This is a genomic window from Leptolyngbya sp. Cla-17 (assembly GCF_016807185.1).
Taxonomy (GTDB): Bacteria; Cyanobacteriota; Cyanobacteriia; order Leptolyngbyales; family Leptolyngbyaceae; genus ULC077BIN1.
Map to the genome: position 1 here is coordinate 45,967 of NZ_JAEVYN010000006.1, position 14,098 is coordinate 60,064.

General features: G+C 50.3%; 9 protein-coding genes and 1 pseudogene. 6 read left to right on the plus strand and 4 right to left on the minus strand.

Going from position 1 to position 14,098, the window contains the following annotated elements; translation table 11 throughout:
• Nucleotides 1–497: 497 nt before the first annotated feature.
• Nucleotides 498–2,795 carry a right-handed parallel beta-helix repeat-containing protein gene (locus JOY44_RS29015; protein ID WP_171576898.1) on the plus strand — a complete coding sequence of 766 codons (2,298 nt, stop codon included), beginning with the start codon at nucleotides 498–500 and terminating at the stop codon, nucleotides 2,793–2,795.
• Nucleotides 2,796–2,975: 180 nt separating this feature from the next.
• Here the strand turns inward: JOY44_RS29015 and JOY44_RS33160 are convergent, their stop codons facing one another.
• Nucleotides 2,976–3,833: a recombinase family protein gene (locus JOY44_RS33160; protein ID WP_171576899.1), complete on the minus strand. Its 858-nt coding sequence runs from the start codon at nucleotides 3,831–3,833 to the stop codon at nucleotides 2,976–2,978.
• A gap of 372 nt (nucleotides 3,834–4,205) precedes the next feature.
• On the opposite strand from JOY44_RS33160, the pseudogene JOY44_RS29025 reads away from it, so the two are divergent.
• A pseudogene (locus tag JOY44_RS29025) lies at nucleotides 4,206–5,266 on the plus strand (IS630 family transposase).
• Between the two features lie 159 nt (nucleotides 5,267–5,425).
• Here the strand turns inward: JOY44_RS29025 and JOY44_RS29030 are convergent.
• From JOY44_RS29030 to JOY44_RS29040, 3 genes are all read right to left on the minus strand, one after another.
• The gene (locus JOY44_RS29030; RefSeq protein ID WP_171576900.1) at nucleotides 5,426–5,923 is read right to left on the minus strand and encodes a DUF4112 domain-containing protein; all 498 of its coding nucleotides are present in this window, start codon (nucleotides 5,921–5,923) and stop codon (nucleotides 5,426–5,428) included.
• Between the two features lie 150 nt (nucleotides 5,924–6,073).
• Nucleotides 6,074–9,589, minus strand: a complete 3,516-nt coding sequence (locus JOY44_RS29035) for an AAA-like domain-containing protein (protein ID WP_171576901.1) — start codon at nucleotides 9,587–9,589, stop codon at nucleotides 6,074–6,076.
• 29 nt (nucleotides 9,590–9,618) lie between these two features.
• Entirely contained in the window at nucleotides 9,619–10,956 is a 1,338-nt protein-coding gene (locus tag JOY44_RS29040) for an AAA-like domain-containing protein (RefSeq protein WP_171576902.1), read from the minus strand.
• Between the two features lie 231 nt (nucleotides 10,957–11,187).
• On the opposite strand from JOY44_RS29040, the gene JOY44_RS29045 reads away from it, so the two are divergent.
• From JOY44_RS29045 to JOY44_RS29060, 4 genes are all read left to right on the plus strand, one after another.
• Nucleotides 11,188–11,415, plus strand: coding sequence for a hypothetical protein (locus JOY44_RS29045; protein WP_171576903.1), 228 nt, complete (start codon nucleotides 11,188–11,190; stop codon nucleotides 11,413–11,415).
• A 159-nt stretch (nucleotides 11,416–11,574) separates the two neighbouring features.
• The gene (locus tag JOY44_RS29050; protein WP_242541945.1) at nucleotides 11,575–11,952 is read left to right on the plus strand and encodes a TPM domain-containing protein; all 378 of its coding nucleotides are present in this window, start codon (nucleotides 11,575–11,577) and stop codon (nucleotides 11,950–11,952) included.
• 283 nt (nucleotides 11,953–12,235) lie between these two features.
• Nucleotides 12,236–12,604, plus strand: a complete 369-nt coding sequence (locus JOY44_RS29055) for a helix-turn-helix domain-containing protein (protein ID WP_171576906.1) — start codon at nucleotides 12,236–12,238, stop codon at nucleotides 12,602–12,604.
• A 16-nt stretch (nucleotides 12,605–12,620) separates the two neighbouring features.
• Nucleotides 12,621–14,090, plus strand: a complete 1,470-nt coding sequence (locus JOY44_RS29060; protein ID WP_171576907.1) for a cyclic nucleotide-binding domain-containing protein — start codon at nucleotides 12,621–12,623, stop codon at nucleotides 14,088–14,090.
• The last annotated feature ends 8 nt before the right edge of the window (nucleotides 14,091–14,098 follow it).

Sequence of the window (14,098 nt, forward strand, 5' to 3'; positions counted from 1 at the left end):
CGCGGTTCAGCGGTTTTGATTCCGCTGTAGATGGCGTAAAGGTAGCGAAGATACCGTTGGCGAAGTGAGAGACCTCAAGGGTTTATTTGGTCAGCGGTTGAAGCGGCTTTGAGGGAATAGGGATTGATGGATAATGGTGATACGGCAGCATAGAACTATGCCTCTCTACAATGAACAAGCTCCAGATAATGGGGCTTTTCTGAAGCTTATTTGGTTAGGGCGATCATCACCTCTGCGACGAAACCAAAGGGTGTATCCCCTACGTTGAACCCAACAGGATCACCCTTTCTTCCGACTCTATTCTCAGTCTTTTCATCGAAGCGCTGCTGCAAGCGATGACTGCACAAAGTGTCTTCAGGACACGCAGTGGTTTCACAGCGACCATTATGTGTTCTGATTAAGCCTTAGGTGAATGCTCTGATGTCTTGCTGCTTAAAGAACAAGCAAGATACCCCCAATCCCCTTGAGCCTCTCTCAAATACAGAAGGAACGTGGTCGTGAGGAAATTACTGAACTACTATTCACCGGGTTTGACCCTTTTAGGGCTGATCGCTGGAACCGCCCTGAGCTTCATGCCATCGCTAACGAGTCAGGCGGTAGAAGCGCCCAGCCTCTCACCCGCGACAGCTCATGCTCTCGATGCGCCTCGTACCCTGAAAGAAGCCAAGATTTCCACGGCTGAGATTCTGGGTCAAGCGCCTGAAACACCTGCCGTTCCTGCCCCCTCTACTCCTGCGACTCCTGCAACCCCTACATCCTCTTACACTCCCATCCCGATTCGCGGTGGCGTTTCTTTCAACAGCGGTCCCGGGGTGGGCTACGAAAGCTCCTTCTTCGGACTCGAGGGCTTTGTCCCCCTAACCCAAACTCCTGGCAAAACCCTAACCTATGCTCAAGGTCGCTTACTGCTCGATACCAATGGCGGCAATCCAGGGAGCAATTTTGCTCTGGGCTATCGAGATTTTGACCCCAGCAGCGGCAGAATTGTAGGCGGCTATGTGGGAGTGGACGTGCGCGACACGGGCAGAACCACCTTTAGCCAACTGGGTGCTGGAGTGGAAGTGGTGTTACCGGGTGTGGAGTTTCGCGTCAATGGCTACTTGCCCGTGGGAGATCGCCGCCGCGAAGTGGCCAGCCAGAGTTTCACCGATACTGCCAGCACCAGCACCAGTACCAGCACTAGCCTGAGTGGGGGCAGTGGCGTAACCGCACCGACCACTCTTCGCTTTCAGGGCAATAGCCTGCTGTTTGACTCGCCTACTGCCAGCACCTTAACCACCACCACCCGCAACCAGACGACCCGCTTCACCCGCGCCCTCGATGAAGTGTCCCTTGCTGGCTTGGATGCCGAAGCCGGAGTGAAGCTGGCACAACTGAGTCCCGGCAGTGACCTGCGCTCTTACCTGGGCTTGTATTACTACAGTGGCGAAGGCGTGAGCGGCTTTGTGGGTGTGCGCGGACGGTTGGCGCTGCGGGTGAATGACACCCTGACGGCGGGTTTAGCCGTGCAGGGTGATCGCGAGTTTGGCACGACGGCGGTGGCGACGGTCAGCCTCCAGTTTCCCACCATCGGACGTAAAACGACGGGACAACCTGCTGATAACTGGGCGCGAGTGGGCGATAGTGCGATCCGCAATCAAGCGGTGGCGGTGACAGAGCGGACCCGAACCAGCACCCGCACCGAAATCACTCAAACCACTCAAACCGTGGGCAGTGGCAGTGGGGGCACTGTGATTGTGCAAAACCCGGCGACGGGACAGCCCTATGTGTTTCAACATGCGGTGTTAGGGGCAGCGGGTGGGAGTGGCACCTTTGAAAGTCCGTTTGGCACGGTGCTAGCAGCAATCACAGCGGCTCCTGGAGATGGCAATGGCATTGTCTATGTGCAGGCGGGCACCAATCCAGGGATTCCGGCGTTCACGATTCAGGATGGCGTGCAGGTGCTGTCGTCGGGAGTGGCGCAACCCCTGGCAACGGTGCAGGCGGGGACGGTGCAATTGCCGCTGTCGGGGACTGGCACCCTACCACGAGTGGCGGGCACCGTGACGATGGGCAATAACACCACCCTGGGCGGGTTCAACATTACGGGCTTTGGTGGAGTGGGCGTTAGGGGGACAGACTTACGGAATGTGACGATTCAAGATAACGTCATCACTGCCGTGGGAAATAACCCTGGGATATTTTTGGATGGCAATCTGACCGGGGCTGTGACGCTTCGCCGCAACACGATTGGCACAGGTCTTAACATTGGTATGCTTCTGAGTCCCAATCAAGCCGTCGCCACGCCGCTAACGATTGATGTTTCCAACAACACGGTGCAAAACACGGCTGATGTTGGCATACGTGTGCAGGCTCAAGGAAACACTACTGCCACCGCCACCATTGCGAACAATACCGTTACCAATACGACTGTCGTTGGAATTGATGCTAGTTCTCAGAGTAATTCTCCAGTCCGGGTGCAGATTGACAATAATCAGGTCAATAACGTCCAATTTGCGGGGATTGGAATCCGTGTGATATCTGCTACAGCGCAGATGTTTGCTTCGGTCACCAACAATCGCGTTGCTAACCTCAATGCATACGCACCCGGCAACCAGGTGGAATACCAAATTGTTTCACAAGGTACTGGAACGCTCTGTTCCCGGTTACTCAACAACACTGCCAGTCTCTCCGGGTACGAATTTCGGAATGCTGGTAGCACTCTGCAACGAGAGCCATTGGTGGGCAACACCGGACCCGTGCAACCCGACATTGGCGTGATTACGCCTGTCGCTGCGGGTACTTGCGGGTTCTAAACCTAAACATCCTATCCACCCTAACCGGGCTGACGCAGTGGGTTTAAGATCGAAACGAGGACCTGCGAGAGGGGCATGAACTGCCAATATCGAACGCAAGGGGGGGGTGCTCCCTCCACTGGTTTGATCGCACCCATCCTTTTTTCTCAACGGCGTCACTCCGACTTGATTGTCTTTTTCTCACCAGCTTCGCTCCGTGCCCATCTCCGTTACATCGGCCTCAATGAAACAATCTTCTAAATCTGCTTGAGCGTGCATTTCGTCCAGCAGATCCTCAACCTGTTGATTGAGGTCTTGATCGTCTTGATAGGTGATCGTCAATTCATACTCCCAACTGTCCTGGTGCTGCTTCCGCATCCTATAGCGAGATAGACACACTCGTTCGATCGTCTCCCTCACTTTGTTTTTGTGCCGCACAAACTTGTTGTTATTCTCCACTCTGAGCCAAAGATGCACCTGTGTTGTTTGGGTGGTTGGCGCTCGCTCCCCTTTAGGGCTGATGTATCTGTAGAACGTGGGGCGACTGATTTCCAGATGCTCACAGATCGAAGTCACCGTTCGGTTTGGATCGCTGGCCAGCGATCGCCCAATGGCAATTTGCTCTGGCGTTAACTTCTGTCGTCGTCCCCCGGTTCGCCCTCTGGCTCTCGCCGCCTGCAAACCCGCTTGCGTTCGTTCTCGAATCAAGTTGCGCTCAAACTCAGCCAGCGCCCCGAACACATGGAAGATCAGCTTTCCCCCGCTCGTTGTGGTATCGATACTCTCTTGCAGCGAACGAAACCCAATTTGTCGGCGCTCCAAATCCTCGACCAGCGCAATCAAATCTTTGAGCGATCGCCCCAAGCGATCGAGTCGCCAGACGACCAGAGTGTCTCCCGGCCTCACATAATTGAGTGCTTGTTGCAACCCAGGGCGATCGGCTTTCACCCCACTCAGTTTGTCGGAAAAGATTTTGTCGCACCCAGCCGCTTGCAGTGCGTCATGTTGCAACGCCAGATTTTGGTCATCAGTTGAGACCCGTTCGTATCCAATCAGCATGGTCAGACGTTCTAAGGTACTGCAACTGTATCAGAACTCGTTAAACCTGCCATATTTTGATACATAGATTAATTGACAAGTTGTTTTACAAGGTTTAGAGGCTGAAACGCTACTTTGCCCTTACAAACCCCAATCGTAAAACAAACGGTCCTTTGATTTACAGTTGGAAGGATTAGAATCGCTAGGCTACTTGTCAAGAGGACAAAGCCTAGTCAAGCCACTGAGTCTCAAGGGCAAGCCTAACTCCTTCACTCCACACCTTTCAAGCTTACCCACCGACATGAACACTACCGAAAAAGTGTAGTAGAGCCAGACACAATCATATGAAATCCGGGTGTAAACTTACTGCATAAAGTTAGCCTAGAAAGTCCTATGCCCAAACGCCTAACCCTTGAGCCTCATCTCAGTTGTGAAGAATTGGAGGAGCGGTATCGTCAAGCGAAAGAGGGGATCGAACGTAGTCAGTACCAAATTCTGTGGCTACTGGCGAAGGACAAGCGGACGGCAGAGGTGCGCGAGGTGACAGGGTATTCGTTGCGCTGGATACGGGTGATAGCCAATCGCTACAATCGAAAGGGAGAAGCAAGTGTGGGGGATGGTCGGCAGCACAATTGTGGAGCCGAACCTTTACTCGATGAAGTTCAACAAGCCCAACTCCTGCAAGCGATTGCAACGCCTACGACTGAAAACGGCTTGTGGAATGGACGCAAGGTTGCCGATTGGATGAGTCGAGTGCTCGAGCGTCCAGTGTCGCCTCAGCGAGGGTGGGAATACCTCAAGCAGATGGAGTTTCGCCTGCGAGTGCCGCGCCCTGAGCATCAGCAGCAAGACCCGCAAGAACAGGAAGCCTGGAAAAAAAACTGCCCGTGCGAGTAGAGCAGTTGCGTCAGCAGTATCCTCAGGCAGAGATTCAACTCTGGGCAATGGATGAACATCGAATCGGTCTCAAGCCCGTGCTGCGGCGCATCTGGGTGCCTTGGTGGGAAAACCCAATTGCTAAAGTGCAGTGGCGTTATGAGTGGGTCTGGGTCTACGGTTTTGTTCATCCTGCCTCCGGCGAGACGTACTGGTGGATCATGCCCAAAGTCAACATCGACTTGTTCAATCGAGTCTTAGCAGATTTTGCTCAGCATTTTGGATTGGGTCAGCACAAACATGTTTTATTGAGCGTTGACCAAGCGGGTTGGCACACGAGTGACAAGGTAGTATTACCCGAAGGTTTGCACCTGGAATTTCTCCCCCCCTATTCACCTGAGTTACAGCCCGCAGAACGCCTGTGGTCAATTTTGGATGAACCGATTGTAAATCGTATCTTTGAGAAGATTGAAGACCTTGAACAAGTACTCTGTGACCGCTGCTGTGCACTGCTTAAACAGCACGAATTTATTCGAGGTCTGACTCATTTTCACTGGTGGCAGGAAGCTAATGCTTAACGATAACTACTTAGCCGGATTTCATATGACTCATAATTTCGCCGGGAAATCGAGGATGGGAGTACAGGGGTCAGGAATCGTAAACCGAGTGAAATCAGGACGATGATTTCACCTTTGGGTTCAGTTGACCATACCGTTAGACCGAAGCAGTACCGATGCTTACAGCTTGAAGTGCTGCAACACCTTAGACAGTAGTACAAAGCCAAGCCCCATCAAGCAAATCCCTATGAGTAGTAAACTACTGACTAGCACGAGTCCAAACCAGCGGTTGGCCGATGGACTCACCGTTGGAGATTGGAGATGGGCTTCCAGTAAACTGACATTGCGTGTATTCGCTTTCCACGCTGTATCGAATAAGTCACCCAAAACTGGCACCGAACCGACCACCCCATCCAACAAAATATTGAAGAGCATCTGTATCAGCAGTGATCGCGGTAGCCCCAAGGAGAACGCTTGCAGCAGAATATAACTGGATAAGAGTAGACCAATGGCGTCTCCTCCGATGGGTAGCAGTCCAATGAGCGATTCCAAGCCAACACGCAAGCGAGTGCCTGGCAGACTAAGCGAATTGTCCCACAGTCGGCTTAGCTGACGTAGGTGCTGCAGTTTTGCCAACTTGGCATCAACTAACGCATAATCGCGTGGGGTATCAGGCATCAGCTTAGCTTAAGTCGTAGTTGCAGTAAGGGCACTTGCTAATCTTAGCTAGGAAGTTGAGTACTCGGTTTTCCATAAACTTTAGACTATCAGTGTTTCCTGAAATTGCCTGCTTTTGCGGCATTACCTTCTGTATAAATATGATGAGAGTTATGGAGCATCACCGTAACTGTTGCAGATGTGGCGATCGTACTCTTCCAATTTTGGATTTGTCTTCAAATAATCGTGTAGCCACTGACAGCTAAAAGGTAATAGCGCTTTCAACTCTGAAAGCTGTTGCTTAGTGCTATCGAGTTGCCAAAGCCTGGTTGTTTGATCGCGGCTGGCAGATGCAAGTAGTTTACCGTCGGGGCTAAAGCTGACATGCCAGACCCAATCGGTATGACCAGAAAACGTTTGAAGTGGGCTACCATCTGATGTCCGCCAAAGTTTAATGGTTTTATCGAAACCTGCTGTGGCCATCACGTTGCCGTCAGGGCTGAAACTAACAGATATGATGCGCTCAGTGTGTCCGGTTAAGGTTCTCAGGAGCGTGCCATCCAGCGCCCAAAGTTTGACAGTTTTGTCATCGCTAGCAGTCGCAATGGTTTTTCCGTCTGGGCTAAAATTAATGCCATTGACTTCATCACGATGTCCTTTTAGCTCTCCAATTGCTTTACCATCGTGGCTCCAGAGTTTGACAGTTTTGTCATCGCTGGCAGTTGCGATCGCACCTTCGAGCATGGCTCCGCTGATGGTCTGGTTAGTACCCAACGGCAGACTAACGTTAACGGGGCTAAAGCGAACATCCACAACGTTCCCCTGATGACTGGTGTGCCACTTTTGTTTAATCTTTTTGCTGCTAACGCTCCAGAGGATTACGCTTCTGTCGCTGCCTGTTGACGCGACCGTTTGACCATCGGGACTGAAGCTAACGCTCATAACCCACCCGCTGTGTCCGGTCAAAGTGCCAAGCAGCATACCGTCGCGTCGCCAAAGTTTGATGGTTTTATCCCAACTGGCAGTCGCAATGGTTTGACCATCTGGGCTGAAACTGATGTCCCACACGCGATCGCGATGTCCTTTCGAGGTTGTGATCGCTCTGCCATCCCGGTGCCACAGTTTGACGGTGCGATCGTAACTTGCCGTTGCGATTGTCTGCCCATCCGGGCTAAAGCTAGCTTTATAAACTTCGCCAGTGTGTCCTTGCAGAATTAGGGGCAAACTGCCAGCCTTCCAAAGGCGAATGGTTTGATCAAAACTAGCGGAGGCGATCGTCTGTCCATCCGGGCTGAAACTGACGCTGGTAATGCGGTCGTTGTGTCCCTTCAGAGTTTTGAGTAAGGTGCCGTCCTGACGCCAAAGCTTGATCGTTGTGTCGCTACTCGCGGTAGCGATCGTCTGTCCATCCGGGCTGAAACTGACGCTCATGACGCGATCATTGTGCCCCAACAACGTCTTTAGTGGCGTGCCATCGCGCCTCCAAAGTTTGACTGTATAATCCCAACTTGCCGTTGCTAGCATTTGACTATTAGGACTAAAGCTCACACTGTAAACTTTGTCGCCGTGACCTTTGAGGGTTTTGAGTACTTTACCCTCTCGGTCCCAGAGTTTGACAATGCTATCTTCACTAGCAGAGGCGATGGTCTGTCCATCTGGGCTAAAACTGACGCTGGTGACGGCACTGTTATGCCCGGTTAAGGTTTTCAATTCAATGCCATCGCGCTTCCAAAGTTTAATGGTTTTGTCGTCACTAGCCGAGGCAATGGTCTGTCCATCCGGACTAAAGCTCACACTCGTGACAGTCCCACGATGTCCATTCAAAGTTTTTAGCTCAGTCCCATCACGCTTCCAGAGTTTGATGGTTTTGTCGTCACTAGTAGAGGCAATAGTCTGTCCATCCGGACTAAAGCTCACACTCGTGACAGTCCCACGATGTCCATTCAAAGTTTTTAGCTCAGTCCCATCACGACTCCAAAGTTTGATGGTTTTGTCATCACTGGCGGATGCGATCGTTTGCCCATCGGGACTAAAGCTGACGCTGTTAACGGAGTCGTGATGTCGCTCTAATCGATTAGATTCCTGAATCGCATAGATTACCTGTTGCAGAACATTTGCCGTTTTGGTTTTTAATTCTCTTTGGTTACCAACAACGTCTTTTAGCTGCTGACTTGCCTTCACGCTGGCAATCAGTGCCTCTAGTTGCTGTGTTTCCAATTGTTGATTGGAGCCGAGTAGCTTCTCAGAAACTGCATTCAACGCTTGAATCTGTTCAACTTTGTGCACCATACTTGCCAAAATAATCGCTGTCATCGTCCCAACCAAAGACAGACTTAAAAACGTAGACCCAACTCTGATCTGCCGCTTCGCAGTTCGTTGTGCCTCGCGTTGTTCGCGCTCCTGGCTGGCATTCAAAAATTGATAATCTTCAGTACTCAGGCTCTTACCGGCTGCCCACGCTTGCGCGTTTTGGAGTGCCTGCCCTTGCAGCAGCGGTGATACGTCTGCTTGATTGGAAGCGATCCAGGCATTCAGCGCTTCAGCGTAGGGACGTAAATCTGACAGCGCTTTTTCCACCCAACGGTGATCGAACACAGAGGCATAAATGCGGTTGTAAACTTTTAATTTGCCCTGCTGTTTGACCACTAAGCCCGATAGCTGCAATTCCACCTGCCCAAAACTGCCATCGGCTGCGATTTCGCCCTGCTGCAAAATTTGCTGATACAGTCCTAACTGTTGGGCTGCCCGTTGTTCATTCCGCAACAGGCGATCGCGAATAGTTTTGAGGTGCTCTGGTTCATCCTGTGCTTCCCAATTTTGAATAATGTGAGTGTGAACGAGACGGTCTAAGTGGGGAGCAGGGAGTAGAGAGTGGGGGGACGTTTCCCCATTTTCCATTCCCATTTTCCCATTCCCCGCGCTTTGCGCTGCCAACTGACATAGCTTTTGGGTCAAAAAGGGCTGCCCCCCAGTCCAATCTAAGACTGCACCTAACACGGCTTCTGGGTTAGTGACCTGCGCTGCTAACCCCTGAGCAAGCGGTTGGGTTTCATGCAACTCGAAGCCACTCAGGTCAATGATCTGCCCAATATTAAACGGTGTGCGGTTTTTGTCTTGCACTAGATCGGAGGCAGTTGCTACGCCCAAGAGGGCAAAGGTCAGGCGATCGTAGTCTGGGACATCCGCACGTTTGTTGTAGCAGGCGCGAATAAACGCAAAGAAATCATCTTTGAACGTGAGACTGAGAATGCTATCAATCTCATCAATAAAAATCACGATCGGCTGGCAACGCTCGACCAGCAGTACTGACTCAATGAAAACGCTCAAGCGATTCACACCCGAAAGATGCTCATGCTCACGCCACCACGCTCCTAGATTGATCTGAAGCTTCAAACTGTTGATGATCGTGCCCACAAACCCGGCATACCAGCGATCGGGCGTGACCTGCTGAGTGCCGATCGCAGTTACATCAATCACAACACAGGCAATGTGATCACCTTGCAATCGACGCATGGTGCGGACGCGCAGACTGGATTTTCCCATCTGCCGAGAATTCAAGACATAGCAAAACTCACCTGCTTTCAGCTTTCCGTATAAATCCTGGTCTGCCTGTCGCTCGACATACGATAAAGCGTTCGGTGGTAAGCTGCCTCCAACTTGATAGTTATAAGTTGAATGTTGGTTCATTTGGTGTCAATCAAGTTAATTCAATATCACTACAGACGTTCACAAAAATACTGTTGGTACAACTCACAGCGTGGGGTTACTTGATTGCCTACGATCGTCGCTAAACCCAAACTGTTGAGTTTAAATGCCAGAGTTGACCTTAATGAAACTGGAGTCGTTGCCATCACCACATCGCTAAAGGCGCTGGCTAATTCTGGATATCGTTCCAGGTGCTCCAAAAGATGACGAAGATGGTCGCTGTAAACGCCTAATTCGGTTGCGGCTTGTTCAAGTACCTGTTCAAAGGCGATCGTTTGATGGGCAACCGCATACATCGCCACTCGCAACAAGTAAGGATGACCGCCAACTAAACGCATCAATTCCTCTATTTGACTGAGTGTCCAATCTAGCTGATAGCGCTGGGTTAAATCTTGTACCTGCTCTAGTGTGATTTCAGGTAATTCGATCGAAAGCCCTACATTAAATGGCGATTGATTCAAATTCATCGGGATGTAGACCTCGGTAGAATGAATCACGATGAGTCGGAGCTTTTTCCAGGTATCGCTATCGCGATCGCCGTATCTTGCCTTCTCATACCAGGCTCGCAGCAGTGCAAAGAAATCAGTGGCGATTTCTGGATGTTCAAAGACGCGATCAACTTCATCTAACCCAATCACTAACGGGCTACTTGCTGCCAGCAAGTAATCCTTAAAATAAACCGTGCTGTTGTAGTTTCCATCATAAATGTCGTCCCAGTGTTGATCTAATTGGTTAGGTAAGTGCAATCCCTCACTTACACAACGACAAAACCATTGCATGAGTTGGTCTATGTTGCTCAATACTTTACTGGGTGCGCTTTGAAGGCTCAGATGAGTGGTACGACAGCCCTGTTCTCGTGCCTGCTCAAGAATTCTTGCCGTCAACGATGTTTTGCCCATCTGTTTGGGTGCTTTAATGCGAATCAGTGCCCCCGGATGCACGATTTCTTGACAACACTGCGCTTCGATCGGTGGACGCTCGACATAAAAGGCAGACTCTAGCGGAACCTGACCTACCGGACGCTCTGGCCCTATAGGTGAATCAGATAGTGTCACAGGTAGAACGACAAATAAATCTTCTTGTTGATCAGTGCGTCTAATGTGTGTGCGGTGCCATTCATCGGGATCAATAATGTCTGTCGGCTGCAAATTTAAGGCAGCGACAATTCTTCGCACCGAGTCTCGATCAACTCTCTCGCGCTTGATCAGCCGCTCCAGTGTATCTAGCGCAACGCCTACCCGATTTGCTAACGCCTGACGAGTCCAGTCCTCATTCACCCGTCGTGCTTCCAGGCTTTCAACTCCTGCCGCAGTGGCTTGAACGCCGCGACTTCTACGATTTTGAATCATCAGTTCACCCCAACTGAATGATGGCTAACAACACTTTAGCGAGTTGCAACCGCTAGTTTTAGGGCAGATCACTGAAGTTAACGTATCTGCCCTTATCTGCGGTTTCTTGCCTCTGTCCAAAGCGTCAGCACGTAGATATTCTGATGGAATCATTCAGTGAGCATTTGAATTTGGTTGGTGTGGGAGAGGCACCTGCTTCACTTGGAAATCATTAGCAAAAGAGCTAGAGCAATGATAAACCCGCATAGTCAGCTATTTCGTTTCGCTTGTAAAGCTGTCAAATACTTCTTTGTTGGCTTATTTGGTGTCGGCATTACAGGTTTGATTGCCGTTACGTTTGGTTTTTCCCATCTTTTTGTGATGCTTTTGCCTTACCTGTGGAGTTGGTGTTTGCGGTTTGGTATTACGATCGGCTGCTTATTCGCAACCGCTGTAATTGCGGAATCGCTCAGTTCTTGACAAATTTTACTTCCTTTAAATTGAATTTTTTTGATTTAGCTTGAACACATTTTGGAGATTAAAACCATGCAACTCCTAGCAGTTCAGTCCAAGCAAGCCTTTTATGCAGGCTGTGTCGGTTTAGCGCTAATGATCGCTCCGTCCAGCAGCCTTGCTGTCATGGTAGAAGAAGTTCCCAATCCAAGACAAGCAAATAGAGGTTGGGTATCTGATACAGCCAATATTCTCAACGCTGCTACTGAAAAGAAACTCAATCAAACAATCTCGCAATTAGAAGCTAAAAATGGAACTGAGATTGCAGTTGTAACAGTGCCAAATACAGCTCCTTCTGAAACACCCAAAGCATTTGCAACGCAGTTGTTTAACCACTGGAAAATTGGTAAGGCAAATTCAAATAATGGCGTGCTGTTTTTGGTTTCCAAAGGCGATCGCCGAGTTGAAATCGAAACAGGTTATGGCATTGAGCCAGTTTTGCCGAATGCTCAAGTTCAACGTTTTGCCAGATTCCTTATCTTCAAACCACTGCACGGATGCTAGATCGTGCCCGTGGCGAATTAGCCATGGCTCAATTTCGACTTTCTGGCTATCCGTTTTCTGAGTGCAGAAGAGGCCCGAAGATAACACGCGATCAAGAGGAACAGGTGAGGCGGGAAGAGGATGACAGATAGAGTACACCTTTTTGGCGGTATTTTTCCTCTTAGTCAACGCTTGAAATTCCTGATCATTCAACAGACGAATTGGAATGAACCCTATTTGGGGTCCGGTTAGACTAACCAGACCCCCTTAAGTCGCAATTGACAGACCTAAGGAGCATTGCCCCATGCTGCACGGCGTAACGTTAACCAAAGTTTTCGACTTCATTGAAGGTAATTATCAAGATGCCATTGGCTTGTTTGAAGTAGCTCAATTTGTCGGATATTCTCCCGCTTACTTAACCGATTTAGTCCGTCGCCAAACTGGGCGACCTGTGCATGACTGGATTATTGAACGGCGACTGACGGAAGCCTGCCTCCTGTTATGTGAAACTAACGACTCCGCTAGCCACATTGCCGAAATTACAGGCTATCAAACGATTGGATATTTCTTTCGGCAGTTTCGCCAGCGATACGGCACGACTCCGCAAGCCTGGAGAAAGATTCAACAGACAAAAATGCTGTCATCAGATGTCGATCGTGTTGCCAAATCCTAAAGGAAATCCCCTCACTATGAAACCCTTACATCGATTGTTTCACCCCTCCGCCTGGTCATTGATGACCCTACTCTCAACAGCCATGTTGGGGGTCACGTGGACTCCAATCCTGCTCCTGGTCTTTGCTCGCTCACATTACCAAAATCATTACAGCGTTTGGACATTAGGCGCGATCGCCACCCTCATTCCATTGCTCTTGGCTGGCTGGCTGCTTAGACCTATGCGCCGCCTGACAAAGGCAGCAAAGGCAGTGGAGCGAGGAAATTTTGCGCCTCCGGCATTAGCTGAAATCTCCCAGGCTCAAAACGACATCGGCTATCTGGCGCGGGTGTTTGCCAAAATGGTTGCCAAAGTTAAAGCCGCCCAAGAACAACACATGAGCCAGCAGATTACTGATGTGATGCTGCGGGAGTTGAATCATGGTGACATTCAGTGGTTGGGTACTGTGGGGCACTGTCGGGAAATTGGTGTTGGAACGGTGCTGACTCAAGCAGGACGAATGATCGACACGTTTCATCTGGTGTTGGATGGCTGCCTGGCGGTGACGGCGGCTACGTTTGAGGGTAACTACCTCGATCGTGTCTATGCCCAGGATGATGCCATCTCGGATTTGGAAGTTGCCCGATTAGGGAGCGGTGAGGTTGTGGGAGAAAGTCTGTTGACGGGTACTCAGACCACTGCAAGTACAACCATCAAAGCACTCAAACCCTCTCTAGTGCTATCAATTTCTCAGGCTCAATTAGTCGCTCAACTAAAGCAAGATGTTGGGTTTGCAGCCCGGTTTTATCGGGCGATCGCCGTCATCTTATCTAATCGATTGCAGACTCTAATCGGTCAAATGGGTTGCAACTCGCTGACTCAAGACCAACCCCTGCGGGATGTGCTGTCTATTTTAGGAGCGTTGAATGACAGCGATATTGATTGGCTGGTGGCGATCGGTCAGCAACAAAAAGTCCCGGCGAATTCAGTTCTGATTCATCAAAGTAAACCCATTGAGGCGCTGTATATCCTGCTGGATGGCATCTTAATGGTTTCCACTTTTGATCAGCTTCGTAATCCCTTTGTCCAAGCTTTTTCAGTGCTGGATGCAGACGAATCGGGTCAAGAAATTACCCGATTGTCGAAGGGCGAGATGGTGGGTGAAACGCTATTTCTAAATGCTCACTTACCTCCTGCCACCATTACGGCGTTGCAAGATTCACTCGTGTTGGCAATTCCGCGATCGCACCTCGCCATCAAACTAGAACAAGACATTGGGTTTGCCTCCCGGTTCTACCGAATGCTGGCAAACTTACTGTCTAATCGCCTGCAAGAATTGCTTGATCGACTTGGCTATGGTCAGCAGGTGGACGATCGCGTCACGTCGCTCAATGGTGCCATTCAAGCGGAGGATGAATTGAATTTTAATGTGCTGGATCAGATGGCGATCGCGGGTACTCGCTTCGACTGGATGCTTCGTCGATTAGGCGGCATTGAGGCAGCTTAAGCGATCGT

Bases quoted from the DNA above. Each gene is read 5' to 3' on its own strand.
- JOY44_RS29060 (WP_171576907.1), top strand. From the start codon at position 12,621: ATGAAACCCTTACATCGATTGTTTCACCCCTCCGCCTGGTCATTGATG.
- JOY44_RS29030 (WP_171576900.1), bottom strand. From the start codon at position 5,923: ATGCCTGATACCCCACGCGATTATGCGTTAGTTGATGCCAAGTTGGCA.
- JOY44_RS29045 (WP_171576903.1), top strand. From the start codon at position 11,188: ATGATAAACCCGCATAGTCAGCTATTTCGTTTCGCTTGTAAAGCTGTC.
- JOY44_RS29055 (WP_171576906.1), top strand. From the start codon at position 12,236: ATGCTGCACGGCGTAACGTTAACCAAAGTTTTCGACTTCATTGAAGGT.
- JOY44_RS29050 (WP_242541945.1), top strand. From the start codon at position 11,575: ATGGTAGAAGAAGTTCCCAATCCAAGACAAGCAAATAGAGGTTGGGTA.
- JOY44_RS29040 (WP_171576902.1), bottom strand. From the start codon at position 10,956: ATGATTCAAAATCGTAGAAGTCGCGGCGTTCAAGCCACTGCGGCAGGA.
- JOY44_RS29035 (WP_171576901.1), bottom strand. From the start codon at position 9,589: ATGAACCAACATTCAACTTATAACTATCAAGTTGGAGGCAGCTTACCA.
- JOY44_RS33160 (WP_171576899.1), bottom strand. From the start codon at position 3,833: ATGCTGATTGGATACGAACGGGTCTCAACTGATGACCAAAATCTGGCG.